The organism is Mesorhizobium sp. M0894, assembly GCF_040319725.1.
GTDB lineage: Bacteria > Pseudomonadota > Alphaproteobacteria > Rhizobiales > Rhizobiaceae > Mesorhizobium.
On sequence record NZ_JAMYOG010000002.1, the window covers coordinates 261946 to 287749 of the forward strand.

General features: G+C 59.4%; 22 protein-coding genes. 9 read left to right on the forward strand and 13 right to left on the reverse strand.

The window, feature by feature from the left end:
• Positions 1-10: 10 nt before the first annotated feature.
• The 7 genes from asnB to NKH91_RS04640 form a co-directional block, all read right to left on the reverse strand.
• The gene (asnB, locus tag NKH91_RS04610) at positions 11-1753 is read right to left on the reverse strand and encodes an asparagine synthase (glutamine-hydrolyzing) (RefSeq protein ID WP_198030461.1); all 1743 of its coding nucleotides are present in this window, start codon (positions 1751-1753) and stop codon (positions 11-13) included.
• Positions 1754-2102: 349 nt separating this feature from the next.
• Positions 2103-2957, reverse strand: coding sequence for a sulfotransferase domain-containing protein (locus NKH91_RS04615; protein WP_353040565.1), 855 nt, complete (start codon positions 2955-2957; stop codon positions 2103-2105).
• Between the two features lie 2 nt (positions 2958-2959).
• Positions 2960-3976, reverse strand: coding sequence for a glycosyltransferase family 28 protein (locus NKH91_RS04620; protein ID WP_156948027.1), 1017 nt, complete (start codon positions 3974-3976; stop codon positions 2960-2962).
• Positions 3977-4177: 201 nt separating this feature from the next.
• Positions 4178-5350, reverse strand: a complete 1173-nt coding sequence (locus NKH91_RS04625) for a glycosyltransferase family 9 protein (protein ID WP_352494620.1) — start codon at positions 5348-5350, stop codon at positions 4178-4180.
• Positions 5340-6374 carry a glycosyltransferase family 9 protein gene (locus tag NKH91_RS04630; RefSeq protein WP_352844047.1) on the reverse strand — a complete coding sequence of 345 codons (1035 nt, stop codon included), beginning with the start codon at positions 6372-6374 and terminating at the stop codon, positions 5340-5342. The genes NKH91_RS04625 and NKH91_RS04630 overlap by 11 nt, the downstream gene beginning before the upstream one ends.
• Positions 6375-6535: 161 nt before the next feature.
• Entirely contained in the window at positions 6536-7648 is a 1113-nt protein-coding gene (locus NKH91_RS04635) for a glycosyltransferase family 9 protein (protein ID WP_156948029.1), read from the reverse strand.
• 65 nt (positions 7649-7713) lie between these two features.
• Positions 7714-9519, reverse strand: coding sequence for an ABC transporter ATP-binding protein (locus NKH91_RS04640; RefSeq protein WP_352844049.1), 1806 nt, complete (start codon positions 9517-9519; stop codon positions 7714-7716).
• A gap of 525 nt (positions 9520-10044) precedes the next feature.
• Between NKH91_RS04640 and NKH91_RS04645 the strand changes: the two genes are divergently transcribed.
• From NKH91_RS04645 to NKH91_RS04655, 3 genes are all read left to right on the forward strand, one after another.
• On the forward strand, positions 10045-11883 hold the full coding sequence (locus NKH91_RS04645; protein WP_352844051.1) for a carbamoyltransferase family protein: 1839 nt from the start codon (positions 10045-10047) through the stop codon (positions 11881-11883).
• A gap of 282 nt (positions 11884-12165) precedes the next feature.
• Positions 12166-12978 carry an SGNH/GDSL hydrolase family protein gene (locus NKH91_RS04650; RefSeq protein WP_352587179.1) on the forward strand — a complete coding sequence of 271 codons (813 nt, stop codon included), beginning with the start codon at positions 12166-12168 and terminating at the stop codon, positions 12976-12978.
• 679 nt (positions 12979-13657) lie between these two features.
• The gene (locus NKH91_RS04655) at positions 13658-14503 is read left to right on the forward strand and encodes a GSCFA domain-containing protein (RefSeq protein WP_352816243.1); all 846 of its coding nucleotides are present in this window, start codon (positions 13658-13660) and stop codon (positions 14501-14503) included.
• 83 nt (positions 14504-14586) lie between these two features.
• Here the strand turns inward: NKH91_RS04655 and NKH91_RS04660 are convergent, their stop codons facing one another.
• The 5 genes from NKH91_RS04660 to NKH91_RS04680 all read right to left on the reverse strand — a co-directional run bounded on the left by NKH91_RS04660 (position 14587) and on the right by NKH91_RS04680 (position 17746).
• On the reverse strand, positions 14587-15324 hold the full coding sequence (locus NKH91_RS04660; protein WP_352883639.1) for a TylF/MycF/NovP-related O-methyltransferase: 738 nt from the start codon (positions 15322-15324) through the stop codon (positions 14587-14589).
• 678 nt (positions 15325-16002) lie between these two features.
• Complete coding sequence (locus NKH91_RS32335; RefSeq protein WP_023717696.1) at positions 16003-16257, reverse strand: DUF6894 family protein; 255 nt, start codon at positions 16255-16257, stop codon at positions 16003-16005.
• A gap of 36 nt (positions 16258-16293) precedes the next feature.
• Positions 16294-16518, reverse strand: a complete 225-nt coding sequence (locus NKH91_RS04670; RefSeq protein WP_023717697.1) for a hypothetical protein — start codon at positions 16516-16518, stop codon at positions 16294-16296.
• A 267-nt stretch (positions 16519-16785) separates the two neighbouring features.
• The gene (locus NKH91_RS04675) at positions 16786-16947 is read right to left on the reverse strand and encodes a hypothetical protein (protein ID WP_352844055.1); all 162 of its coding nucleotides are present in this window, start codon (positions 16945-16947) and stop codon (positions 16786-16788) included.
• A 454-nt stretch (positions 16948-17401) separates the two neighbouring features.
• A complete protein-coding gene (locus tag NKH91_RS04680) occupies positions 17402-17746 on the reverse strand; it encodes a hypothetical protein (protein ID WP_352844057.1) in 345 nt (114 codons plus the stop codon).
• 89 nt (positions 17747-17835) lie between these two features.
• On the opposite strand from NKH91_RS04680, the gene NKH91_RS04685 reads away from it, so the two are divergent.
• Both NKH91_RS04685 and NKH91_RS04690 read left to right on the forward strand, forming a co-directional pair.
• Positions 17836-18321 carry a hypothetical protein gene (locus NKH91_RS04685; protein WP_352844059.1) on the forward strand — a complete coding sequence of 162 codons (486 nt, stop codon included), beginning with the start codon at positions 17836-17838 and terminating at the stop codon, positions 18319-18321.
• 55 nt (positions 18322-18376) lie between these two features.
• Positions 18377-19090, forward strand: coding sequence for a methyltransferase family protein (locus NKH91_RS04690; protein WP_352950957.1), 714 nt, complete (start codon positions 18377-18379; stop codon positions 19088-19090).
• A gap of 36 nt (positions 19091-19126) precedes the next feature.
• Here NKH91_RS04690 and NKH91_RS32340 read toward each other — a convergent pair whose 3' ends face one another.
• Positions 19127-19666, reverse strand: coding sequence for a DUF982 domain-containing protein (locus NKH91_RS32340; RefSeq protein WP_502898971.1), 540 nt, complete (start codon positions 19664-19666; stop codon positions 19127-19129).
• Here NKH91_RS32340 and NKH91_RS04700 point away from each other — a divergent pair.
• From NKH91_RS04700 to otsB, 4 genes are all read left to right on the forward strand, one after another.
• Complete coding sequence (locus NKH91_RS04700) at positions 19652-20713, forward strand: glycosyltransferase family 4 protein (protein ID WP_023717702.1); 1062 nt, start codon at positions 19652-19654, stop codon at positions 20711-20713. The genes NKH91_RS32340 and NKH91_RS04700 overlap by 15 nt on opposite strands.
• A 48-nt stretch (positions 20714-20761) precedes the next feature.
• Positions 20762-22924 (forward strand): amylo-alpha-1,6-glucosidase, encoded by a 2163-nt coding sequence (locus NKH91_RS04705; protein ID WP_352816205.1) that lies wholly within the window; start codon positions 20762-20764, stop codon positions 22922-22924.
• Positions 22925-23099: 175 nt separating this feature from the next.
• A complete protein-coding gene (locus NKH91_RS04710) occupies positions 23100-24881 on the forward strand; it encodes an alpha,alpha-trehalose-phosphate synthase (UDP-forming) (RefSeq protein WP_352482652.1) in 1782 nt (593 codons plus the stop codon).
• Positions 24878-25720 (forward strand): trehalose-phosphatase, encoded by an 843-nt coding sequence (gene otsB / locus NKH91_RS04715; protein WP_352844063.1) that lies wholly within the window; start codon positions 24878-24880, stop codon positions 25718-25720. The genes NKH91_RS04710 and otsB overlap by 4 nt, the downstream gene beginning before the upstream one ends.
• The last annotated feature ends 84 nt before the right edge of the window (positions 25721-25804 follow it).

Genomic DNA, 25804 nt, shown 5'->3' on the forward strand with positions numbered 1-25804 from the left:
TTGAGGGTGGCTATGCGGAGGCATTCGAAAACTTGGCGCCTTTCAGGAAACCGGACAATACCGCCTCCTGATAGCTTTCCTCGGATTGCGAAGCCACGGCCGTTCGCTTCCAGCTTTGTGGAAGACCAAATCCCTGCTTCTTACGTTTGAGCGTGCTTGCCGGCAAAACATTGCGATATGCGTATTTAAGCCCGCCCTTAAGCTGGCCATCCTTGTAAAGAAACGACTCCGGCAGGCTGAACGCATATTCGATCATCGTTCGCGACAGGAACGGGATACGCGCTTCGAGCGAAACCGACATGCTCAACCGATCGACCTTGGTCAGGATATTGTTGGGCAGACTGGTATGAAAATCGAGATATTGCAGGCTGCGCAACGGTCCGAGTTCCGGCTTCCACCACGCCCTGAGATGGGCGAGTTCATCATAGTCAGCAGCGATGGCAAGGCGTTCGCGATAGACGTCGCGCTGCCATCTCGTTCTGCCGGAGCCAATGGCGATGGAGAGCTCGACCGGGTCACGCGTGGTGATCAGGCGCAAATTGCGGTCCTTCAGGCGCCACCCGCTCTGTGAACCGAACGGGACGAAACGTTGCTTCCTGCGAATGCCGCTAAACCGCTTGTATGAGCGATAGCCGCCGAAAAGCTCGTCCCCGCCATCGCCCGTCAGCACGACGGTCCTGTCGCGGCTGGCAAATTCGCAGACACGAAACGCCGGGATGGCGGCCTTGTCGGAAAGCGGCTCGTCATACCATTCCCGCGTGCGGTCGAAGACGTCATCGAGCTCTGTCGGCTGCAGGATCCGGATCGCGTGTTCGGCGCCGAACAGCGCCGCGACCTTGGCCGCCTGCGCGCTCTCGTCAAATCTCGGATCTTCGAAGCCGATCGAAAACGCCTTTGCCGTGGGGTTCACCGCAACGGCATGCGACAGGACAACCGCCGAGTCTATGCCGCCACTGAGAAAATAGCCGACCGGCACATCGCTCACCATGTGAGCGGCAACGCTCGCCTGCATGCGGTCCCGCAGCCCGTCGGCCAGGCGGTCGTCATTGTCCGAGCGGAGTTCGGTAGGCATGGTCCAGTAACGCCCGACATCGACGCGGCCGGTTTCCAGATCGAATGTCAGCCGACTTGCGGCCGGAAGTTTGAAGATATTGCGGTAAAGGCTTTTGGGCGCTGGAATATAGCGGCATGCGAGATAGTCCAGGACAGCCGTCTCGTCGATCGGCGGCAGATCGTCGCCGAGCCAGGTCTGCAGCGCTTTCAGTTCCGACGCCCAGGCAAATCGGCGTCCCGAATGGAAGTAGAAGAACGGCTTCATGCCCGGCCGGTCGCGGATCGCATGCAGCTTGCGGCGTTCCCCGTCATGGATCACGGCCGCATACATGCCGTCCAGCTTCTCGCAGAGCCCTTCGAGCCCCCACACCCGATAGCCATGCAGCACAACTTCGGAATCGGACTGCGAGGTGAATACGCAGCCTTTGGCAATCAGATCGGCGCGGAGCTCGCGATAGTTGTAGATCTCACCATTGACCGTGATCGCGAACTTCCCGTCGGCGCTGACCATGGGCTGATTGCCTGCCGCCGAGAGGTCGATAATGCTGAGGCGCCGAAACCCGTGATAGAGATCGCTGGTGACACGTGCGCCGCCATAATTCGGGCCGCGGTGCACAAGCGTGTCGCGGGCCTGGTCGGCACGATGGATATCGTCGGGCGAAAAGCCCTCGGCACGATAGACGCCGAACAATCCGCACATCATTGGCTCCGCAGGAAGATCTTCGGTTCGAAAGCTTTTTGCCGGCTCCGCCAGCCGGGCCAGACCAGTATAGGAAACTGCCTGGATGCTCAACCGCCCTGCTGATTTGTACGGTCAGGCTCGAGCGGCCTCGAGCAGGCGCCTCATGTTCTTCTCCGCCTCGTCCATCACCTCGGCCCAGGGCCGTAGGCGGCCGTGATCTGGGGATCGGCCCGGGCCGAGCGCGCGGGCCGATAGAACTCGCATGATGGATCGCTGTGGCCAGCCAGACCTGCTTCTCGGCCTTCTCGAACCGGAGAGCAGAACCTAGATGGCAAAAAAGGCATCGGCATATGAGGCAAAATCGTAGCTATCGGCGTCGTGCCGCTATGTCCGCATCCGCAGACAAACCGATGCATCGGATCAATTCACACCTGCCCCTGTCGCCGATATAAGATATGCCATGCCGCAGGAAGGCCTCATCGAGCCGCTTCCAGTAATCGAGCCGCGCAAGTACATTGTCGCAGAAGGCTACATCATCTACGCTGAGGTAGTCCAAATAACCACCGACCTTACCTTTTCGAACCTTGAAACTTTCCGGGTCGTCAGGATTGCGTGGTCGCAATTTTCCGCCATAGCGCGCACCCAGTTCTCCTGAGATTTCAGATTGCTGCATTCGTTTGAACGACCTACTGACGACCACATCAGCAAGGTTGGACTCGTCGAAGGACTTTCCCACAAAGTTTCCGACACTGCGCAAAGCGTCGTTTGTATCCCGCTGCATATCTTCATAGCGCAGAAGCGCAATTTTTCGCATGTAACTTGCGGCTGCGAACCACTGCAGATTGAAAAGGGCAATCTTCTCGACGCCGTGTTTGGGGCTCCTTACACATTCGCCTATCGGACCTGCTCCCAGCTGATGGCGTTTGCAAACCTGAAAATATCCAGACACCACAGTGTCGCGGGGATCTCGCGTCAGAAATAGGATCCGCTGCCGTTTGTAGCGTGATTTGTCGGTGCTGATCTGTGCAATGTCACGCAGCTCCTTGTGGTCGGAACCATCATGCGTGTAAGCCGCATTGACGCCCAGATCGTCAAGCATTACGCGCAGCCACGTCCGCCCGGACTTGGGAAACGAGACGACAAGGAGTGGCGGCCTTTTTGCAAAGAAGTTGGACAACAATCTCAACTTAGGCCTCCGATTGCGAGCACTTTGATTGCGCAAAATCAGCGGTTGTAAATATCGATCAAAGCATTGGCGATCCGTTGCGAAGCTGGCATCTTCGGATCAATCGACAGATTGGCATTGAGGAAGTCCCGGCTTTGCTCAAAATAGGTCGGTCTTGACCTGACCGCAGCAAGGATATCGTCGACGAGTTGATGCTCCGACCATGTTGGTTTGAAAGCGCCCATAGGACTGTCGAACTCGACCATCGGCGAAACCAGCGGAAAGAGCACCACCGGAATGCCGCAGGCGATCGCTTCGTAAACCGTGGTGCTTGGGCGAGTTACTAGCGCCAGGGCGTCCGGGAGCAGTTGTGCGAAGTCTACGGGCGATTTGTTCGGCATGTCGACTTTTGCGAACATCGTAGGATGGACACTAACGACATGGGCAAGGCCGAGTTTCGCACATGCGGCTGCCACCGCTTCAATCGATTGGCGGTCTGCGAGGTCTTCGATATCCCCCTTGAAGTTCACCAGCACGAAAAGCCCTTCATCGTGCCTGGCGCCCGCGTTTTCGACAGCACGCTCAATTACCGGGGAGCCGACAATGTAGGTCGGTTGTCGTCGTTGCTGCAGCGCTGCCGGTCCCATCGACAGGATGTAGTCAGCTCTCACAAATCGATGCGGCTGCAGCAGTCTCGCACCTCCGATGAGGCCGACCACACGGACCATTCCGAAGTTGATAGAATCTATGAACCGCCTAAAAAATTGCGGTGCATAGTCATTTCCAGTCACCAGCATGTCGCAGGGTCTGATCGTCCGCTTGAGCTCAGCAAAGCTGATATGCGACATTCCCCGGGCGTTTAGTTCAGGGCGTGCGACGCCGCCGCGTTTCAATCCGTCAATATGCGCGAATACGCATTGAATGCCGCCGTCGACCAGAAGTTGAGCCGCATCAGCCAGCAGACGAACATTGTTGCGATTGTGTGGGACGAAGTAGACCGTCCTCGTCTCTGCCCTGCCGCGAGCGTAGATACGCCCCCGCCTGAACAGGTTTCCTGGATGCACAAGCCTGTACACCGCGAGGAGCCGCTGCACAAAGTCTTCGCTGATAAGAGAAGCCGACTTGTTCCCCGACCTACCCAAAGATATGCATCGCCCTCCAAGTCTTGAACCAGCCGCCAGCCGGCAGTTTACAGCGTTCTCGCCGTAAAAAAAGGCCCTTGACCACTTGGCTGCTGTGGCCTTCCTAGTGCGTTCGCGATGCCAGGCGTGGCGGAGTCAACTAGAGGCGATGAGTGAGCACATGTGGTGTCGCGCCTCGTCCATCACGTCGGCCCAGGGCCGTTCGCGCTTTGAGACCAGCACGGCCGAAGGATAGTAGGGCGTGCGGTCGCCCTCCACTGGCCACGAACGTTTGAAGCCGTCACCAAGGATGAAGACCGACGGGACGCCGAGGGCGCCCGCCAGGTGGGCCCCGGTGTTGCTGATGGTTACGACGGCGTCCATCGCTGCAACCTGCGCCGCGAACATGTCCATGTCGACAAGCTGATCCACGGTAGGGTCGTGCAACACACGTGTCGGGTCGCCATCGGTCAAGATTTTCAGGTCTGACTCGGTCCGGCCATATTGCAGCGAAACGAACCGAAGGTCCTGTCGGCCAAGCAGGGGACGCCACGCCGCCAGCGGCGGCAGGTCCTTGCCGGGATTGGAGCTGCCCCATGCGACGCCGACCAGCGGCCGGCCGTCCTCGCTGTAGCGGGCGCGAAGTTCAGCGACCCGCGCCGGATCCGGTTTAAGCGGGACGAAATGCTCCCGGATCGTCGCCTCATTGGTTTCGAACACAGCAGTCAGATGCTGGACGCCGGCAAAGGCCTGCGCCTCGGCGTAGGCGGCCTTGTTCCCGGGACCGACAGCCCGCACATCGGCAATGGGAAATGTCCGCTGAAACAACGGCACCAACCGATGCTCGACGAGCACGATCAATCGTGCGGCGCGGGCGAGCGCGCGGCCGACGGAACTCGCATGATGGATCGCGGTGGCCAGCCCCTGCTTCTCGGTCTCCATCAGGTCGACGAGCAGTACCTGGCCCGAGACATCCTGGCCGAGCCACTCACGCTCGACACGGCCTTCAACGATATGGCGCCGGGCGATCTTGAGTTCGGCCGCCGGGCCGTAAGCGCCCATCCGCATCAGCGCCTTGCCGAGCTCGTCGAGCAGATGTACCTCGCCCCTCGACTTCGCGATCGATGCTAGCGCCAGGGCTTTCGGCAGCGCGGCCGACCAATCGCGCGCCTCGATGCTTCGCCGATAATCCGCCATCTGATCGGCAATATCGCCGTCACGCCAGCGAAGGAAAAGCTGCCGCCGATGACTGCGGAACCAAACCTTGTATTTGTAGCCGGCAAGCGCGATAGCGCGGCGGAACCGGAGAAGAAATCGGCTATCGGCCATCAGCAACTCCACTGATGATTTGCCTGATCCGTCCACCTGCTTCCTGCATTGCGGACGCCCATGCCTGGCCGCCTTTTCTGACCAGTCGAACGCTTGGATATGTGGCCACGGTCTCGCCGAAGGCGGGCCACGACAGCCGAAACCCGTCGTCGAGCATGACGACCGTTGGGACGCCAAGCGCCCCCGCCAGATTGGCGCCGGTATTGCTGATCGTCACCACGGCATCGAGCGCAGCGATTTGCGCGGCAAAGCGGTCCATATCCGACAACTGGTCGACGGAAGCGTCATGGATGATGCGTCCCGGCACCCAGTGCTCGAACTCGGAGAGCGCCGGCCCGACATCGCCATATTGCAGGCTGACGAAACGTCCCGGCAGGCTGCCGAGCAACGCCCGCCAATCGTCCAGGGCCGGCAGGTCCTTGGCCTTGTTCAGGCTTCCCCAGGCAAAGCCGATCAGAGGACCGGGGCCGCGATCGAGGTAGGTGCTGCGCAACTCGGCGACCAATCGGCGGTCCGGCTCCAACGGGACGAAGGGCGCGCGTGCTGCCGGTTCATCCGGCCAGAAGTGCTTCGCCAGTGTCTCGAAGCAGGCGAAGACATCGGCGTCCACCGCCGCCACCTCCCCCTGTTCCTCCAGCCTGAGATCGAGCGCAGGATATGTTCGGCGATAGAGTGGCACCAGTCGCGGCTCGACCGAGACGATGCATCGCTCGGCAGCCGCGACCACCGGGCCAAGCAACGACGCGAACTGAAGGAAAATCGCAAGGTCGCCTTCGCGGCGCTCGACGGCAAGCCTGCGACCCGCAAGATCACTGCCATCCCATTCGGGCCTGCCTGGCATTTGCTTGCTCGACGCAATCAACTGCCAGGCACGGTTTCCGCCGCCGACACGTCTGAGCCCACGCCCGGCTTTCTTGACAAGCCCGCGATCGCCAAGCTGCTCACCGAGCAGGCCGAGTGCCAGCGCATGGTCCCGGGCCGCCTTCCAGTCGCTTCGCTCGACGCTCTCCGCCATCAGCCTCATATGCCGTTCGACGCTTTCGTCGGCATGACGCGAGGGCCGTTTAAGAAGTTCCTTTGCTCGATCAAAAAGCGTCTGTAGCCGCTTGCCCGCGCCTGCTTGCGGGCGCAGGTCCGCAGCTTTTGCTTTTTGAAGGACGGATCGTCTGTTCGGCACGGCGATCCTCAACAGGCAGCGTCGGAATGCGTCGTCAAGATCGACGAGAGTCTTTGACCAACCTCGTCGAGCACCACCGACCACGCGCGCCCTTCCTTACGAATGACGACGCCCTTCGGATACCAAGGCGTTCGATCGCCGATGACTGGCCACGCCGTCTGAAAATTGTCGTCGATCAGGAAAATAGTCGGAATACCAAGTGCTCCGGATAGATGAGCCGCCGTGTTGCTGATCGTCACGACGGCATCGAGCGCTGCGACCTGTGCAGCGAACCGGTCCATATCGACCATCTGGTCAACGCTGTCGTCATAGATAAGACGCGCGTCATTGCCATTGCGCAGGCGCCGCAGCGCCGGCTTGATCTGTCCGTACTGAAGCGAAACGAATGTCGCTTGTGTCTGGGCGATGAACCGTGCCCATTCGGGGAAGTCAGGCACGTCCTTGGTGTGGGATTTGCTACCCCAGGAGAGGCCGACCAGCGGCAGATCCGTGATCGAGCGATAATGCTTGCGGAATGTCTCGACGAGCCCAGGATCTGCTCGCAGCGGCACGAAGTCGGCGGCAAGTTTCTCGGCATCGCGTCCGAACACCCAGGCGAGATCTTCGAAGGTCGCATGTTTGTCGCCGATCACATCCTGCTGCGCCGGGACCACGGTCGCCTTCGGGAACGTTCGCTGCAGAATTGATATGAGCCGCGGCTCTGCCCGAATTGTTGCACTTTGCGCATAGGCAGCGGCGGCGCCGGCCAGTCGCGCGTGGCGGATAACCCGGCCAAGGCTGCGCGGGTCATCCTCCACAAGATCGATCAGCAGTGTATCCGAACCGAGGTTCTCCCCGGTCCATTCGTTGGCATTTTTCCCCTTCCGCAGCCGGCGAGCGGTAAGCCGTAGCTCGGCCGCCCGGGCGAAGTTGCCCAGCCGTTCGAAGGCCTGTCCTGCCTTCTGCATCAGCTCGGCGTTGCGGGAACGGTCAGCCATGATGGCCATTTCATTGATACTTGCTTCAAGGCCTGTCCAGTCCCTGCGCGCGATCAGCGCGTCGGCCTTGGCCTGCAGCTCAAGAACGGAATGAGGCTTGGAGCCGGCAAACAATGTCCGCGCGGCCTTTGTGTATCGGCGCAATCGCAGGCCTATCCCAGCAATCACATACCTGACATAGGAACCGTGATAAAAACTGGTCATCGCCGTCAGCGCAAAACGCTTTGCCGCAGCTGCTTGCTGCCCTCGACGATCGGGCCGGACGCCTCCAGGTGAAAGATCGAGCGATAAATTTCGCTGCGCCTGGCAAGCTCGTCATGAGTCCCGGCGTCCGCCAGAATGCCAGCGTCAAACACCAGGATGCGATCGGCTGCCTTGATGGTTGAAAGCCTGTGCGCAATGCAGATCACCGTGCGCTCGAATGCATCGTCGAAAGCAGCCTCCATGACCGCCCGTTCGTTTTCGCCGTCAAGCGCGGACGTTGCTTCATCATAGACGATTACCGGAGCATTCTTGAGCAGCGCGCGCGCGATGGCGACGCGTTGTTTCTGCCCGCCCGACAGGTTGGTGCCACTCGGCCCGACAAGAGTGTCGAGCCCGTTTTCAAGGCTGGAGGAAAAGCTGGTGACCCGGGCGAGGTCCGCCGCGGACTCGATTTCCTGATCGGTGGCGCCCGGGCGTCCGTCGCGGATGTTGTCGCGGATCGAGCCTTCGAACAGGAAGACATCCTGTGACACCAGTGCGATATTGTCGCGAACGTCGGCGAGGCCGATCTTGGAAATGTCCTTTCCGTCGATGAGGATCCGGCCCTTGTCCGGCTCAATGAGGCGCAGGATCAGATTGACGATGGTGGTCTTGCCGGCGCCGGAGCGGCCGACGATCGCCAGCTTCTCACGGGGCCGTACCTCGAAGGAAACGCCGTGCAGCGCCGGGCTGTTGCCTTCGTAGGAGAAGGCCACATCTTCAAAACGGATTCCGCCCTCGACATCGGTGAGGCGCTCGCCGGCGGTTGCGAGTTGTCGCTGCTCGGGCGTATCGATCAAATCATACATCTGCTCAACCGCCACCATCTGCTTCTGGATATCGACATTGACGCGGGCCAGCCGCTTGGCGGGCTCATAGGCAAGCAGAAAGGCGGTTATGAAGGCCATGAACTCGCCCGGGGTCTTGCCGTTGCCGAGGGTCTGCCAACTGGCATAAATGACGAACAGCCCGATGATCAAGCCGCCGCCGGTCTCCATCAACGGACTCATCAACGCTGACGTCCGGTTTATCTGGATGCCGCGCCTTTCCATCTTGCCGACGGCCTTTGCGAAGCTGGCGACCGCCTTGTCTTCGAGCTGAAAGGACTTGATGGTCCGGATACCTTCGACGGCTTCCGTGCCGATCGACTGGACCAGTGCAGCCAACTCCGTCTCGCCCCTTGCCAGCGCCTTGAGCTTCCTGGTTATGGCGCCCACCGACAGGAACAGCAGCGGCAGAACCGCCACGGATATCAGCGACATCATCGGATCCTGCTTGACCATGACGCTTGCCAGGCCAATCAGCGTCAGCACATCGGAGACGGTGCTGCTCGTGAGCGTGAGAATAACGGATGACCCGGCGCGCGCGTTGAACATGATCTTGGAGACGAATTTCGCCGGATGCTGATTGGCGAAACGACCGATGTCGAAACGCACCATTCGGGAAAACTGGCGGTTTTGCAGGTCCGAGACGATAGCCCGGCGAATCTTCCCCGTCGTGATGGTCTGGCAATAGGCGGCTATGCCCTTAACCAGGAAAATGCCGATGATTACGGCGCTGATACCCCATGCGGCGGCAGCGTTGCGTTCCACATAGATGCTATTGACCATGGTGCTCATGATCCAAGCCGACGCGGCGGTCGTCGCCGCAACGGCGATCGAACACAGCAAACCGGCGAGATACAGCGTTTTGTGCGGCGGCAGGTTCTCGATGATCAGACGCTTAACCAGCGGGTATGCCAGCACCGCCGAAATTCGTCTCTTTGCGCTCATTCCATTTCCCGATGCGATGTGCGTTGGTACCGGAGGGCTTCTGCTCTCTGCCGACCCGCACGATTTCGGGACGCCGTTTGAGCATCCGCGATAGTTCATATCCTATTCCATGTCTGTGGCTTCGTTCGGAGCCGCAGTCAATGCCGAACCCGACTCATTGAATGGCGACGGTCAAGGCTGCCGCACGGGCTCAATCGGCTCGGTGATACGCCGCGTCCTTGACAAGCTTTGTTCCTTCGGCTCAATCGTTTACCAATAGCTTGGGTGCATTCTCGTGGTGGGCGAAAATAGTGTCTGACATTCACAACGTGCCCTCCAAGAGGGCTGCGACCAATGGTTGGTTTTCCGACTTGGTCTGTGCATCGACGTTCTTTGGGGTGGTATTTCCCGTCGGATTTGCGCGCCGGTTGGTCAGAGTGATCTGCCGACGGCTCCAAAGAACGCATTCCAATGATACATTTTGGATTGAACGAAGAACCAAGAACGATTTGAACTCGATGACCAATCAGTTTTGAAGACAATATTATGACCAATATATTGGGCATATCGGCTTTCTACCACGACAGCGCGGCCTCCCTCGTCGTCGACGGCGCCATCATTTCGGCGGCCCAAGAGGAGCGGTTCACCCGTCGAAAAGCCGACGAACACTTCCCCTCAAACGCCATTCGGTCCGTTTTGCAGACCGGCGGTGTCTTGCTGAAGGATGTGGACTACGTCGTATTCTATGAAAAGCCGCTGCTAAAATTTTCGCGTCTGCTTGAAACCTATCTCGACGCCGCTCCTAGCGGATTCGATTCATTCCGAAAGGCGATGCCCGCTTGGCTGACGGGAAAATTATTTCAGAAGAGGATCATTTTCGACGAACTCCGCAGAATTGACCGCGGCTTCAAGGATCCATCCCGGATCCTCTTTTCCGAACACCACGTAAGCCACGCGGCCAGCGCGTTTTTCCCGTCGCCCTTTAATGAAGCTGTGGTTTTGACTCTCGACGGCGTTGGCGAGAAAGCAACCACGACAGTTGCGATCGGCAGAGGCGCAACTCTCGATGTCGTGCGGGAATTGCGGTTTCCGCATTCGCTCGGGCTTCTATACGCGGCGTTCTGTTATTATCTCGGCTTCAAGATAAACAGTGGCGAATACAAGGTGATGGGGCTGGCCCCCTATGGTGTGCCTCGGTTCAAATCGCTGATCCTGGAAAAGCTGGTCGACCTGAACGAGGACGGAACCTTCCGTCTCGACCAAAGCTATTTCGCGTATGCCACTGGACTGAAAATGACGAACGCACGGTTCGCCAGCCTCTTCGGACAGCCGGTAAGGCGCCCTGATACCGATCCGTTAACTGATTTTCATATGGACGTTGCCGCGTCCATCCAGGCCGTCGCCGATGAGATCGTTCTTCGGCTGACTCGCAGCTTGGCACGAGATTTTGCAATTCCCAATCTGTGCATGGCCGGCGGTGTGGCGCTTAACTGCGTGGCGAACGGCAAAGTGCTCAGAGATGGTGCCTTCAAGAGAATCTGGGTTCAGCCCGCAGCCGGCGATGCCGGAGGCTCGCTTGGGGCCGCACTCGCCGCCTGGCATCTTAAACTCGGCGGTGAGCGGGTTATAGCCAAGCAAGATTCCATGAAAGGGAGTTATCTCGGTCCGGAATTCGGTCAGAGCGAGATCGAAGCGCAACTCAGCCGAGCCAAAGCCGTTTTCGAAGTCATGCCAACCGACCAACTGATCGATGCCACGGCTGCGGCGCTGGCCGACGGCAAGGCGGTGGGGTGGTTCCAGGGCAGGATGGAATTCGGACCACGGGCGCTTGGCAACAGATCCATCCTTGCAGATCCGCGGTCGGACCATATGCAGAAGACGCTCAATCTCAAGGTCAAGTTTCGCGAGAGTTTTCGTCCGTTCGCCCCCTCAGTCCTGTCGGCACATGTGTCGGACTGGTTCGATCTGGAGGGTGAATCGCCTTATATGCTCCTCGTTGCTCCGGTTAAGCAGAGCCGTCACCGCGCGATGACTGCATCCGAGGCCGCTATGTTCGGAATAGACAAGCTGAACGTCCGTCGGTCCGAGATTCCTGCCGTCACGCATGTCGACTATTCGGCCAGGATTCAGACGGTGCACGTCGAGACCAACCCGCTATACCACGCGTTGATCACCCGGTTTGAAGCGCTTACCGGCTGTCCTGTCTTGGTGAACACCAGTTTCAATGTGCGCAGCGAGCCGATCGTATGTTCCCCGACGGATGCTTTTCGCTGCTTCATGGGAACGGATCTGGACGTGCTGGTGGCTGGTAACTGCGTTCTCCATAAGCCGAAGCAGGATTCCGCCCTCGCAATGGACTACCGCGGTGAGTTTGAGCCCGATTGAGCACGCGCACGAAAGGCGTTGCTACATGGTGTCGAGATGAACGTGGTTAAAAAGCAACTTTGGAGAGCGCGGCGCACTTTGCGCAAAGGCCTCATTATGCTTCTAGGCGATAGGGCGCTGCTCCAGATCGGTTTCCCAGGCTTGATTGCCAAATGGGCTGGTTGCCCGACACCTTTGGTTCGGCCAAACCCCTATACCTTATATGAGCTGAATCCTGTGTGGCACTCGGGCAACGGCAGATCGAGACACAATAGCCTGGGCTTCCGGGGCCCGGAAACCGCCATGCCGAAGCCGGAGCAATGTCTAAGAGTTGTCTGTATGGGAGAATCGTCTACTTATTGTACCGGAATAGAAGACGATAGCCGTACTTATCCGCACCGGCTGGGCGAATACCTGAGGGATCTGAAACCGGGAGTCGAAATTGACATCGTCAACGCAGGAGTTGGCGGATATACCTCGGTCGAGAACGTTTTGAGACTTCTTTTCCACGTAGCACCATTGTCACCTAATCTTATCGTATACTACTATACGCACAATGATGTTCATCCTCGCCGACTGGAAGGACTGTCTCGAGACTACAACCAGTATTCCTGCTCCTGGTTCGAGCCACCGTCAGGTGGCGGGCTTTCGGGTTGGTTCAAAAGACGGCAAAATCTGGCGACCGCGTATGTCGGGAACATTGTTCGACGTCGAGGCGATGGACGTCGAAATTCGAAGCACATTGCGCACAATCCACCAGACGCGTTTCGTGCGAACTTTAGTGCACTGGTCGTCCTCGCAAAGGCAGCCGGAGCCTCGGTTCTCTTCGTAAACCCCAATTATCGGCAGGAAGACCCAAACGATCCCGCTGCAAACGCGGTTTGGGAACACAGACGCATTGTGGAAGACATAGCCAAGCGAACCGGCGCCTCGGTCGTTGATCTCCATGGATCGTTGCCTTACCTTTGCCAACGCAGCGAGACTTTGGATAGAAATTATTACGACGAGGTGCATTTCACCGAGAAGGGAGCGGATTCTGCTGCCAGGATTGTTGCCAACGCGATTATGGAACAGGGTCTTCTGAACTTTTCCAAAGAGAAACCTCTAATATACTGACGTATACGAGAGAAAAACTATGAATGTTTTCCATGAATAGTATATTTTTTTGGACATCCGCTGCTTTGCTGGTTGTAGCGGCAATAGCATTGGTGCGGATGGTCATAAAAAAACGAGGAAAAGCTGACGAGGAAGCTGAGCCGGAGGACAATTACCCTCTCTGGTAGGCCCTAATCCCTCGGTCTGCCTTGGGTTACGCCAGACGTGCGTGAGAGAGATCCCCCGGTCCCAAGGGCGCGGCTCATGTTGCGTTGCCGATCCACCAAAGGCGATTTCTGCACAACTGTCGGGGTCAGCGGACAGCCCGACAGACGCCTCAATGAAGCGTGAAGCGGGACCAGACTGCGCCGCGACAACATGCGCCAAAAGAACCGCATCTGAGGTCTGACGTCGTTCGAATAGTCAATCTTGAATCCTTCTGATTGCAGCTAGCCGCGAAGCAGACTACATGTCCGGCATTGCGGTTGGGGCCAGCTGTGACCACTATGGAGCGACTGTGCCATTTCTGGAGCGAGTTAAACGAAGGTACCTTCGGATACGCAATCGACTCGGATACGCCAAACCCGTCCGTCTGATGGCGTCGGATAAATTGAACGCGAAGTATGGCGACTTTGTAAGCTCTGGCGCCATTACTATACGCAAAACCCCCGTATTAACTTCTGACGATATATTCTTCACGATGGGGAGTTGCTTTGCGCAGGAAATTCGACGCGCGTTGACAAACAGACGCATCGCATGCGTCCCGTCCTACGGAAATATCAGCTTCGACCCCGCGGAGGCCATTGTAGATGAGCTGCCTCGGCAGGAACATATGAACTTCTACAACACTTTCACTGTTCGCCTCCAGCTCGAGCAAATGCTTGGCGTGTGGGATCAGGCAGACGACGACTGGTGGCAGGTCAAGAAACGCGTCCCTTGGGGCTCGGCCAGCTTTCAGGACCCGTATCGGCGCGGTATTTTCGCCAAATCTCCGGAAGTTCTCAAAGAGGTGATCGGGAGCGTAAACCGGGAGATGCGGGCTGGCTTCGATGCCGCCACGGCATTCATATTCACCTTTGGAATGACCGAGGTCTTCATCAACAAGGCCAGTGGCAAAGCAGCAGCGCAGAAGCCGCTCTATCTCGGCGGCGGCGGAATGCAGGAAACAACGCTTCACGTCAGCAGCTTTCAGGAAAACTACGCCAACGTGATGGCTGCCGTGGACATGGTCCGTGAACGCAAACCCGATGCGCCGATAATTCTCACGGTCTCACCGGTTGCATTGGCGCGCACATTTCAGGACGCGGACGTCGTCACCGCGAGCACTGAAGGCAAGTCCGTTCTTCGCGCCGTGCTTGGTCAAGTCTGCCGGGAACGGGACAATGTCCATTATCTTCCCTCGTTCGAGCTTGTCACCTATGGGGGCCTTGCTCGTAGCTACAGAGAGGACTTGCGGCACGTAAAGAACTCAGTCGTCGACGAGATCGTTGAGCAGTTCTTCAATGCCTATTTTGCTCCGTCTCAGGTGCCATCAAGCGAGAATTGATACCCGTGCCCTGCCGATTTCCATCATGGCTTTCGGCGACGTCCTCGCTTCATCCGATGGAGAGCCGCCGCAACCATTCAGGACTAGCTTGCCTTTACGACAATCGCCTGCCCCGTTGGAAGTTCGATAATGCCTTCCGGGCGGTTTTCGAAGAATTGGACAAAGGCCTTTCGGGCTCCAGGACAGAGCGCGGAGCCGTAGTCATCGCATATGATGATGCCATGTGCGCACACCCGATCGTAGAAGAAGGCAAGCGCGTCACGCGTCGGCTCGTATAGATCGACGTCAATATGGACCAGGGCGAAACGCCGATCGGCTACGCTGGGAAAAGTTTCCGGTATCCATCCCACATGAAAAGTTGTGTTGCCGAAGTCCGAAATATTCTCTCTGGCTACCCTCTCGTCAGTGCTGAGATCGCCGGACTTCCACGGCGTTTGGCCGTTTCGCTTGCGATCCTCTGCGGTCGGTTCCGAGAGGCCGGCGAACGAGTCGAAAAGGTGATAGTGCCGTGGCCGAAGATCGCTCATCAGCATGAATATCGTCGACCGGCCTTGCCTTACGCCGCATTCGGCCACATCGCCGTCGATCCGCTCGATCGATCGTAGGCAGCTTTGCAGGACAAAAGCTCGCGGATCTGGAATCCCGCGGATGTTTTTGACCCGCTGCAGTGCCTTGCGGAAAAATGGCTGGTCCTTCCAGACCATATGGCTGGAATAGACATAAAAGCCGTATCTGTCCGCCTTCTTCTGTGCGATCTTATACCAAGCCACGCCTCGGCGTTTGTTTGAAAAAACAGCAAGTGCCGCGTCTCTCAATTTCATCTGTATCCTCCAGCATTCGGTATGTGTTCTGATGACGGCAGAGAGAAACTCTGCCGTCATCAGACGCGAAATGACGTCGAGTTCCGACTGAAGGACGTGGTCTTATCCCGCAACGAAGCGCTTGCGGTGCACGTAATAAGCCAACATCGGGAATGGAACTCCCATGCACTGCGACTCAAGATCACGGTCACGTGCCTAGGCCAGTCCGGAAATTGCTCGATTGCCTGCGGGAGTTAGCACACTGCCCGGCTTGATCTGCGCGCCGCAACGATGGCGCGGCACCTCCTCATCACATATTTACGCACAGCAGGGCAATGCCCGCAGCAGATGTGCGTCGAAAGTGTCAGGCGCCCTCGTCGCGCCTGGAGCGTCAGAGAGCCCAACTCGGCGACCAGGGAGATCAGGCCGTCGCGATCGCGGATCAGTCTCGCCGCGCTCGCCTTGGTCAGTCCCCTGCCCTCGAGATCTTGGAACGCTACGGTAGCCCTGGGCCGACAAACGGGAGCATAAATAGTTCCCCTGTCGGCAAGGCAAGCCATGTTTGTTCTTGCTTTGTGCCGGCAGCTATGCTACTAATTTGCTTATGGTGCTGATTTGCGCCAACGACCGCCTTGCCGCGACATGCGGTTTTTCAGCCAGGCTCGACAAAGCTCGCCCGCATTGCGGGCCTTTGGCCAATCACGGTCGAGTGCCAGCCTTTTCGGCAGCTTCCGAGAAGGGAAATCGGAATAGCAGCTTCCGGTTCTCGTCGCAGATTTCGAAGGAAAGACCTGTCAGGACCGGGCTGCCGCTGAGCAGGCCCTCGGCCAGGATTTCCTTGGCCGAAGCCATGGCGTTATCCTGAGCCGCGGACAAACCGTCCAACTCCTGACCCTCGAAATCTTCCGTCAAGCGGCCGTCATTGTTTCGGAAGTGAAAAAAATATCTCGGCATGCCGGTTCCGGTTGGTCGGTTATCTAATTTTAGCCTTCATGCGTCAGGTCGATCGAACAGCACCCCCAGCCCATGTTCGAACGCACATGCCGCAATCATGTCGTCCAAGGCTTTTCCGGAGACCGGGCAATTCGGCATGACAGCCCTGATGGCGATCTCAGCCGCTGCGGTAGAAACCTCATCGTGGCGCCTCTTCCTGGTCTCGATATATTGCTCGATCAGAATTTTCAGGCGCCGCGCTGCAATCTCGTCAACGACCATGGTTCTCCCTCGATTCGGCACAATGTCCGTCTTCCGGGGTCCGTCTTGCGGGTGAACGGTCCGCCGCCATTGGGTAGCAGCGGACCACTCGGCTGGGTGAGCCAACGGCCCGAGGCGGGGGTGTCTCGGACCGCCACCACAATAGCTTCGAGAGGCCACACGTTCCACAGGACGCTGCCGTTGGTAATTTTCGTACACTGAACATTGCCGCGGGCAGTCCGGGACTGTGGGATTTTTTGGGCTAAGCCGCCGTCGCCGGATGCCGGATCAGCTCCGGCTTTGATAGCTGTAGATGCCGGCGCCGATCGCGACCGCTCCTACGGTTATCAGGATCGATGGCACTCCCATCGACGTGGCGATGATCCCCCAGACGATGGCGACGGCAATTGCGCCGGCCGTTCCCAGCACCAGTCTAAGCCGTTTCGACATTTTCCGTTCCCCCAAAAAGCGCATCTTTGGTCTTTTTCTGATCGAAATACCGCAATGCGGCACCATTGTCTGCGCTTTGTCCAACGTTTTTATGCCGCCCCTGAGCCCGACCGCTGAGGCGTAAGCGATCCGTATGCGGCCTTGTTGCAAACACCCCCTCGACAATGAGGAAGCTTGGGCGCGAGCCCGAGAAGCGAGGCGTTAGAAAGCGAGGTATCTATGCAAAATTTTCGGAATTTACTCCGGTTCACAATCATGGGCATGGCGGCCACGACAACCGCAATAGTCATCACAGGCCTTACCCCCGAGACAACCGAAGCGACTTTGATTTGCCATAGGGTGGTCTGCCAGAAGGCGAGCAATGAACGCAGTGCTTTCGGCACCAAATATCAGCGCAAGTGCACCTGCGAGAATGTAAGCGAGGGCGCCAACAACCATCCCTCCCCGCGCAATGTCAACAAGGGGCCCATCGGCGGTTCGAGCGGCACCAGCAGTTCAGGCGGCAGTAGTGGTTCGAGCGGCACCAGCAGCTCAAGCGGCAGCAGTGGTTCGAGTGCAGCAGCGGCTCGAGCGGCACCAGCAGCTCAAGCGGCAGCAGTGGTTCGAGTGGTAGCAGCAGTTCGAGCGGCAGCAGTGGTTCGAGTGGCAGCAGCGGCTCGAGCGGCACCAGTGGTTCAAGCGGCAGCAGCGGATCCAGCGGCAGCAGTGGTTCGAGTGGCACCAGTGGTTCAAGCGGCGGCAATGACGGAACAAGCAGCGGCGGATCCAACGGCAGCGGTGGAGTGTAGCAGCTGCTCAAGTGGCTCCAGCGGCGGCGGGTGGGCACACCACGTGACCCGTGCCGGCCGCCCACGACGATCAAACCCTCACGACAACGGGAGTAGTAGCTTGACGCTCCAACCGAAATCCGCGACCGCGCCCCTCACCGGCCTTGCAGGACTGCTTGGTCTTGCGCTGGCCGTCGGGGTGCTCGTCGACAGAAGCTGGCCTGTGCATTTGCAGGCCATGACTGTCATTGCAGCTACCGCGGCAGCGATGATCGCGGTCGACACGGCCTATTTCCAGACGTTTCGAAGGCGTTCAACGGGATTGCAGGCAAAGCCGATGCGAGCGCTTGAAGTCGAGCGCGTCATGCGCAAACTCATCGGCTTCATCGTCACGCTCACGACGATTGCCGCAGTCTACTGGATATTGCCGGAATACCGGCGTGAGTTTTACGCCCCCTACTGGGCAGCTCTCTACGACACCTTGCCGGCGCTGCTCGTCACCGCGCCGTTTTATGTTGCTTATGTCGATCGCCGGCAAACCGATCCGGAAGATTCATATGCCGAAATCGGTGCATTCGTCCTCGGCGGCAGTGCCGCAAAGGACTGAGCAGATACGCCAGCATGTGCGGGGCTGGATCGTCAAAGGCTTCTTCCTGCCGCTGATGTTCGTCTATCTGTGCTCCGCGCTAGGTTCGATCCTGGCCGGACTGGAACAACCGTATCAATTCGACATCATGCGCTGGCACGCTTTTGCAATCGATCTCCTGTTCATGGTGGATGTCCTTGTCGCGGTCGTCGGCTACATTTTCACGCTGCGCGTCCTCGACAACCATATCCGCACCGTCGAGCCCACTGTGTTCGGCTGGCTGGTTTGTCTTGCCTGTTATGAACCCATGAATGCCGCCACCCGTGCCTACCTGAATTACGAAACGGGCGCCAACTGGACGGCGGTGATGCCCACACCGGCGCTCCAGGTTTTCTGGGGATCGGCGATCGTCTTCTGCGTCTTGATTTTTGTCTGGTCCACCGTGAGCTTTGGCCTGAGATTTTCCAATCTCACCAACCGCGGAATCATCACCTGCGGACCGTATCGCTGGATCAAGCACCCCGCCTATGTTTCGAAAAACCTCTCCTGGTGGCTGGTCTCCGTCCCTTTCCTCACCGCTACGGGACCCGCTGAAGCGCTGCGGCACTCCGCCATCCTGCTCGGGCTCAACGCCGTCTATGCACTTCGCGCCATCACCGAGGAACGCCATCTGTCACGCGACCCCGATTACGCCGCCTATTGCGATTACATCGCCGAGAACGGTGCTGTAGCCCAGTTCAAACGACTGTTCGCGAAAGCGAGTCAGTCGCCGATCGGGCGTTCCGGCTGAATGATATCTTGTTTTGAGGGTTAGCGGCAGCTGGCGCTATCGTCGCAGCGCATCCGCGCGATGCCGATCCTCGCCGCTCACCGGCAACGGCCGATCGCCCTCGAGCAGGCGGGTGATCCGGGCGAAGCCGGCAAAAGCCTTTCTCGCTTCCTCGGCCGACATCCGGCCGGCCATGGCCGCAGCACAGCAATTCACCGCACATTGGTAAACCGGCCCGCGCCGCCCGGCCGGCCATTTTCGCAGGAATGCCATCGCTTCGGCAACGCTGTCGATCTCCTCCACAGGCTGTCCCTGTCCGCGCAAAATCCGCACGGGCGAAAAGAATTGCAAGCGGTCCATCGTTTCCTCCCCGTCGACCGGATGCGTACGATCGAACCCCACTAAACTCGCGAACTGGCCCTTTGGTTCCCGGCAAAAGAGGCTTGCCGTGAAAAATGTTGGCTGGACGAGAAGTTCCAGCAGTCCCAATTGCGCGACATCTTGCCGTTGTACGGGAACGTTAGCGCGGCTGATGCATTTCGATCCCACGAGCAGTCTATTTTTTGAGGGAAATGCCAAAACATGAGAATAGCCCATGTGGCGCCGCTCCATGAATCCGTGCCACCCCGGTTCTATGGAGGGACGGAGCGCATCGTCTCCTATCTGACCGAAGGATTGGTCGAGCTTGGCCATGACGTGACCCTGTTCGCCAGCGGCGATACCGAGACGTCGGCGAAATTGGTGGCGTGTCGCGAGCGTGCGCTGCGTCTCGATCCGCGCCCCCACAAATCCGAAACCGCGGCGCATCTCTCGATGCTTGCCGAGGTGAGGAACCGTGCGCAGCAGTTCGACGTCATCCACTTCCATCTCAGCCACTTCCTGCATTTTCCTTTCTTCGAACACATGCCCGACCGGACGGTGACAACACCGCATGGCAGGCTCGACTATGTCGATCTGGCGCCGGCCTACGAACGTTTTCCGCGCTTTCCGATGATCTCGATTTCCCGCAGCCAGAGAGCCGGGCTCGCCAAGGCCAATTGGCTGGCGACCATCCATCACGGGCTGCCGATCGATATCTACGAGCCGACTTTCGAGACGGATGCGGACGAGCCGTATCTGGCGTTCCTGGGCCGGCTGTCGCGCGACAAGCGCCCCGATCGTGCCATCGAGATCGCCTTGCGCTCCGGGCTGAAACTGAAGCTTGCCGCAAAGATCGGCGATGACGACCGCGCGTTTTTCCACGACACTGTCGAGCCGCTGATCGACGGCGACCGTGTCGACTATATCGGCGAGATCGAAGAGGACGGAAAGGCGGAATTCCTCGGCAAGGCGGCCGGCCTGCTGTTTCCGATCGATTGGCCGGAGCCGTTCGGCCTTGCCGCGATAGAGGCGATGGCCTGCGGCACGCCGGTAATCGCCTGGAATTGCGGTGCCCTGCCGGAGATCATCGACCACGGCGTGACCGGTTTCCTTGTCGATACAGTCGACGCTGCGGTCGCCTCGATACCGGAATTGCTACGCCTCGACAGGCGTCAGGTGAGAGCCGTATTCGAGAACCGTTTTTCTGCCACGAGAATGGCCCACGACTATGTGGCAGCCTATGCGCACCTGATCGGTGCTCCCGGTGAAGCGAGAGCGTCCTGATCGGCGTCATTGTGGAAGTTGAGAACGAAACGACAGAGTTTGTGACGAATGAATCAACTCGACGAGCGTAAGCTTGATCCCGCCGTAGCCCTTGCCTCTCTCGACGAGGTCGCGCCTCGGGAGCCGCACCGGCTGTTCGCCCTCAAGCAAGGCGACTGCTTCGCGGTGGCCGACGCCTATGGCGACATCCGCGGCGCCGGCGACGGCTTTTTCCGAGACGACACGCGTGTGCTTTCGGAATTTCGGTTGACGGTCGGTGGCCGGCAAATGTCACTGCTCGGCGCATCGCTCAGCCAGGACAATGTGCTTTTCACCTCGAACCTGACCAATCTGCCGATTCAGAGTGTCGGTGGCCGGGATATTCCGCAGGGCGCGATCCACATAGAACGCGTCAGGCTGCTTTGGCAGGACCGGCTGTTCGAGCGCATCACCCTTTCCAACTACAGCCAGGAATCGTCGGCCATTCGGGTTTCCTTGCATTTCGCAGCAGATTTCCGTGACATGTTCGAGGTGCGCGGCTCGACCCGGCCCAAGCGCGGGATAGCCCATGCCGCCGAGACCAGTCCGACGTCCGTGGTGCTTCGATATGACGGGCTGGACCAGCTTGTGCGCCTGTCGGCGATCTCGTTCTCGCAAGCCCCGGACAATTTGACCACCAACCGTGCGGATTTCCTGATTGCGGTGACTAAGCGCAGCAGCGAGGTCCTCTATATCGAAGTCGGCCCGGAAGTGGCGGAGACACCCGACCGCGACCGTTTTCGGGCTGCCGCCGCCCGCGCTCGCTTCGGCATGCGCGCCAAACGCCGCCACGGCGCGACGGTGCACAGCTCTGGCCGCGTCTTCAACGACTGGATCGAGCGCGCGCGCGCGGACGTGGCGTTGCTGACCACCGAGCTTGCAACCGGACCTTACCCCTATGCCGGCATACCCTGGTTCTCGACGGCGTTTGGCCGCGACGGGGTGATCTCCGCACTGCAGATGCTGTGGTTGAATCCCGGGCTGGCGCGTGGCGTGCTCGCCTTTCTCGCCCAGCATCAGGCAACCGAAACGTCCCCGTTCAGCGATTCACAGCCGGGCAAGATCATGCACGAGACCCGCAAGGGCGAGATGGCGGCACTGCGGGAGCTCCCGTTTGGCCGCTATTACGGCGGTGTCGACACCACGCCGCTCTACATTCATCTCGCTTGTGCCTATGCGGATCGTACCGGCGACATGGCGTTCCTCGACAGCCTGTGGCCATCGCTCTGTGCTGCGGCCGAATGGACCGAAGAGATAAGCCGCGCGACCGGCTTCGTTACCTATCAGCGCGGCGCCGAGTCCGGCCTCGCCAACCAGGGCTGGAAAGACAGCTTCGATTCGGTCTTCCATGCCGACGGTCGCATGCCCAAGGGGCCGATCGCCCTGGTGGAGGTGCAAGGCTATGTCTTTGCTGCGTTCCGTGGTCTGGCAGCGCTCGCCCGCCGCCGTGGCGAGGACGACAAGGCCGATCATTGGGACGAACGCGCCGAAACCATGCGCACCGCGGTCGAACGCCATTTCTGGATGGACGATCTCAATTTCTACGCCATGGCGATCGACGGTGCCGGCGAGGTCTGCAAGGTACGGACGTCGAATGCCGGCCATCTCCTCTATGTCGGGCTGCCCGAGCCGGAACGGGCGCAGTTGGTCGCCGATCAGCTGCTCTCGGCGTCGTTCCACTCGGGTTGGGGCGTCAGGACGCTGGCCGACGATGCGATATTCTTCAATCCCATGTCTTACCACAACGGTTCGATCTGGCCGCACGACACTGCCATGTGCGGTGCCGGCCTGGCACGTTATGGCGTACGCGACAGCGTGGTGCGGCTGATGAGCGGCACGTTCGAGTCGGCTGTCCATTTCAACATGCGGCTGCCGGAACTGTTCTGCGGCTTTACCAGGTCGCCGGGCGAAGCGCCGATCGCCTATCCCGTCGCGTGCCTGCCGCAGGCCTGGTCGGCGGGATCGGCCTTCATGTTGATGCAGGCCTGCCTTGGCCTGGAAATCGATGGCTGGGACGGTGAAATCCGGGTCACCCGCCCGAGGCTGCCGATCGGCATCGACACGCTGACACTGCGGCATCTGGGTGTCGGCTCGGTGGTGGTCGACCTCACATTCCAGCGTGTCGGCGATCGGGTCGTCGCCTTTCTCGCCGATCGGTATGAGGGGATGGTACCGCTCATCGTGCGCACCTGACGCCGCCTCGCTGCGCGCATCGAAAACGACGCGCGGCACCGCAATCGTCCGGAACCGATAGCCTCTTTGTGCGTTGCAAAAATGGGCGGCGTGGGAACGCTGTTGTTTTCGCACGGCAGCGAACCAGAAAAACCAATAAAAACGGCTATCGGCGGCGGAGGCGAGATCACATTCCATGTCAGATTATACTGTAGACCTGCTCTGGGTTTTGCTGATTGCAAGTTTTGGCTTTTCCGCTTTTGCCATTCTCCTATCGATATCCCGCCAGCGCCGCGGCCGCGCAACGGCGGCCGCATACACGCCGAGCGAGGATGTCGCATCGGAAGCGGCACGCAAGGTGCTGCGCGAGTTCGAAAAGAACGGCCAGTCGGCCGACGCGGCGCTGGTCACATGGTCGCCCGACACATTGCGCAAGATCCTGGCCGACGACCTGCCGGACGCACAGGTCATCGTGGTGTCCAACCGCGAACCTTACATCCACAACATCAAGGATGACGGGGTCCAACTTCTGGTGCCGGCCAGCGGGCTGGTTTCGGCACTCGAGCCCATCACCCGCGCCTGTGCCGGAACCTGGATCGCCTATGGCGGCGGAACGGCAGACCGTCTCACGGTCGACAAGGACGACCGGGTGCAGGTGCCGCCAGGCAATCCGTCCTACACGCTGCGCAGGGTCTGGCTGACGGAGGAGGAATATCAGGGCTATTACCTGGGCTTCGCCAATGAGGGCCTATGGCCGCTTTGCCATATCGCCTTCACCCGCCCGATCTTTCGCGCCTCGGACTGGGACGCCTACGAGGCCGTCAACCGCAAGTTCGCCGATACGGTGGTCGCCGAAGCACGCAACGAGCGGCCGATCGTGCTGGTACAGGACTACCACTTCGCGCTGCTGCCGCGCATGATCCGTCAGCGCCTGCCGGACGCCATCATCATCACCTTCTGGCACATCCCGTGGCCCAATTCGGAAGTGTTCAGCATCTGTCCGTGGCGTGAGCGGATCCTGGAGGGATTGCTCGGCAGTTCGATCATCGGCTTTCATACCCAGTTCCATGCCAACAACTTCACCGAAAGTGTCGACCGCTTTCTGGAGAGCCGCATAGAACGGGCCGACGCGGCGATCTCCTATGGCGGACAGACCACGTTGGTCCACGCCTATCCCATTTCCATAGAATGGCCGGCCCAATTGCTGGCAAGTTTGCCGTCTGTCGAGGAGTGCCGCGCCCGTGTCCGCGATAGATTCGGCCTGTCTGCGGAGACCAAACTATGCGTTGGCGTCGAGCGCCTCGACTACACGAAAGGCATTCTCGATCGCTTCCATGCCTTGGACGAATTGTTCACCAGATATCCCGAATGGATAGGCAAGGTGGTTTTCCTGCAGATCGCGGCGCCGAGCCGGGGGACATTGCCGGCCTACCAGCAACTCCATGACGAATGCCGCCGCTGTGCCGAGGAGCTCAACCGGCGCTATGGCAGCGAGACATACAGCCCTATCCTGATGGTCGCCGAACATCATCGGCAGGAGCAGGTCTACGAGGTCTATCGCGCCGCCGACATCTGCATGGTCACCAGCCTGCATGACGGCATGAACCTTGTCGCCAAGGAATTCGTCGCGGCGCGCGACGACGAACAGGGCGTGCTTTTGCTCAGCACCTTCGCCGGCGCCTCGCGCGAATTGCTGGAGGCACTGATCGTCAACCCCTACGATGCAGCCATGATGAGCGAGGCGCTGTTGCAGGCGCTGACGATGACGCCGGAAGAGCAGCGCGAGCGTTTGCGGCCGATGCGCGAGATGGTCCGCGACAATAATGTCTACCGCTGGGCCGGCAGCATGTTGCTGGATGCCGCGCGCCTGCGCAAACGCGGCGATCTCGACAGGGTGACCGGAACTGGCGAGCGCCCGCCGTCGAACACCAACAACGTCATCTCGATGTTCGAGCGGGCACGGAAGGCAGCGTCGTGAAAAGCTTTGAACAACCGCCGGCGCCGTACCTGCCGGAAGGGCAATGGGCGCTCTTCCTCGACATCGACGGAACCCTGCTGGAACACGCTGCCCATCCCGACGCGGTGTCGGTCGGCGAGGAATTGCGCAATCTGCTTGGGCACATCGAGCAGCGGCTGGATGGTGCGGTCGCCTTCATCACCGGCCGCTCGATCCCCGCTGTGGACAAGCTGTTCCACCCGCTGAAGCTGAGGATCGCCGGCCTCTATGGGCTGGAGCACCGGCTGACGCCGACGGGTCCGATCGATGCCGCCGACGCGCCTGCCGACATCGCCGCCCTTGCCGACGAGATCGAGGCCGAACTGGGCAGCGGCAAGGTCTATGTCGAGCGCAAGGGTCCGGTCCTTGCCGTCCATACAAGAGCAGCGCCGCAACTGCTTGCGCCGGCAATCCAGTTGATCGAACAGGCATTGGCCCGGCTTCCGAAGGGTTATCGGGTGCTTCCCGGAAACGCCGGCGTCGAGCTCATGCCTCTGGAAGCCGTCAAAGGTGCTGCCATCCGGCGTTTCATGGACATTCCGCCCTTTGTCGGCCGGCGGCCGATATTCCTCGGAGACGACACATCGGACGAACACGGTTTCGAGGCCATCAACGAAATTGGCGGCATCTCGATCCGCGTGAAGCCGAACGGACCGACGGCCGCAACCTATGTCCTCGATGGCGTGACCGGCGCAATAGCCTGGCTCGGGGCCAATTTCGAAGTCTCGCCGGTCTCCGGTGCTCGACCGGCCGACAACAAGGCAGAGACCGAATCAAGGGCGAAGCTCAATATCGCAGCCACGGCAGCGTCCGGTCGATAAGCGCGTTTCTCATTGAATATCTTTAAGCCCAAAGCCGGCAAATCGTCTGCTTGCCGGTTCCCCTGCGTCAGGCTTAACCTGCGT

Coding starts and splice junctions, on each gene's coding strand:
- asnB (WP_198030461.1), bottom strand. CDS start 1,753: ATGTGCGGATTGTTCGGCGTCTATCGTGCCGAGGGCTTTTCGCCCGAC.
- NKH91_RS04625 (WP_352494620.1), bottom strand. CDS start 5,350: ATGGCCGATAGCCGATTTCTTCTCCGGTTCCGCCGCGCTATCGCGCTT.
- NKH91_RS04630 (WP_352844047.1), bottom strand. CDS start 6,374: ATGAGGCTGATGGCGGAGAGCGTCGAGCGAAGCGACTGGAAGGCGGCC.
- NKH91_RS04640 (WP_352844049.1), bottom strand. CDS start 9,519: ATGAGCGCAAAGAGACGAATTTCGGCGGTGCTGGCATACCCGCTGGTT.
- NKH91_RS04645 (WP_352844051.1), top strand. CDS start 10,045: ATGACCAATATATTGGGCATATCGGCTTTCTACCACGACAGCGCGGCC.
- NKH91_RS04650 (WP_352587179.1), top strand. CDS start 12,166: ATGCCGAAGCCGGAGCAATGTCTAAGAGTTGTCTGTATGGGAGAATCG.
- NKH91_RS04655 (WP_352816243.1), top strand. CDS start 13,658: ATGGGGAGTTGCTTTGCGCAGGAAATTCGACGCGCGTTGACAAACAGA.
- NKH91_RS04660 (WP_352883639.1), bottom strand. CDS start 15,324: ATGAAATTGAGAGACGCGGCACTTGCTGTTTTTTCAAACAAACGCCGA.
- NKH91_RS32335 (WP_023717696.1), bottom strand. CDS start 16,257: ATGCCGAGATATTTTTTTCACTTCCGAAACAATGACGGCCGCTTGACG.
- NKH91_RS04670 (WP_023717697.1), bottom strand. CDS start 16,518: ATGGTCGTTGACGAGATTGCAGCGCGGCGCCTGAAAATTCTGATCGAG.
- NKH91_RS04675 (WP_352844055.1), bottom strand. CDS start 16,947: ATGTCGAAACGGCTTAGACTGGTGCTGGGAACGGCCGGCGCAATTGCC.
- NKH91_RS04690 (WP_352950957.1), top strand. CDS start 18,377: ATGTTCGTCTATCTGTGCTCCGCGCTAGGTTCGATCCTGGCCGGACTG.
- NKH91_RS04700 (WP_023717702.1), top strand. CDS start 19,652: ATGAGAATAGCCCATGTGGCGCCGCTCCATGAATCCGTGCCACCCCGG.
- NKH91_RS32340 (WP_502898971.1), bottom strand. CDS start 19,666: ATGGGCTATTCTCATGTTTTGGCATTTCCCTCAAAAAATAGACTGCTC.
- NKH91_RS04705 (WP_352816205.1), top strand. CDS start 20,762: ATGAATCAACTCGACGAGCGTAAGCTTGATCCCGCCGTAGCCCTTGCC.
- NKH91_RS04710 (WP_352482652.1), top strand. CDS start 23,100: ATGTCAGATTATACTGTAGACCTGCTCTGGGTTTTGCTGATTGCAAGT.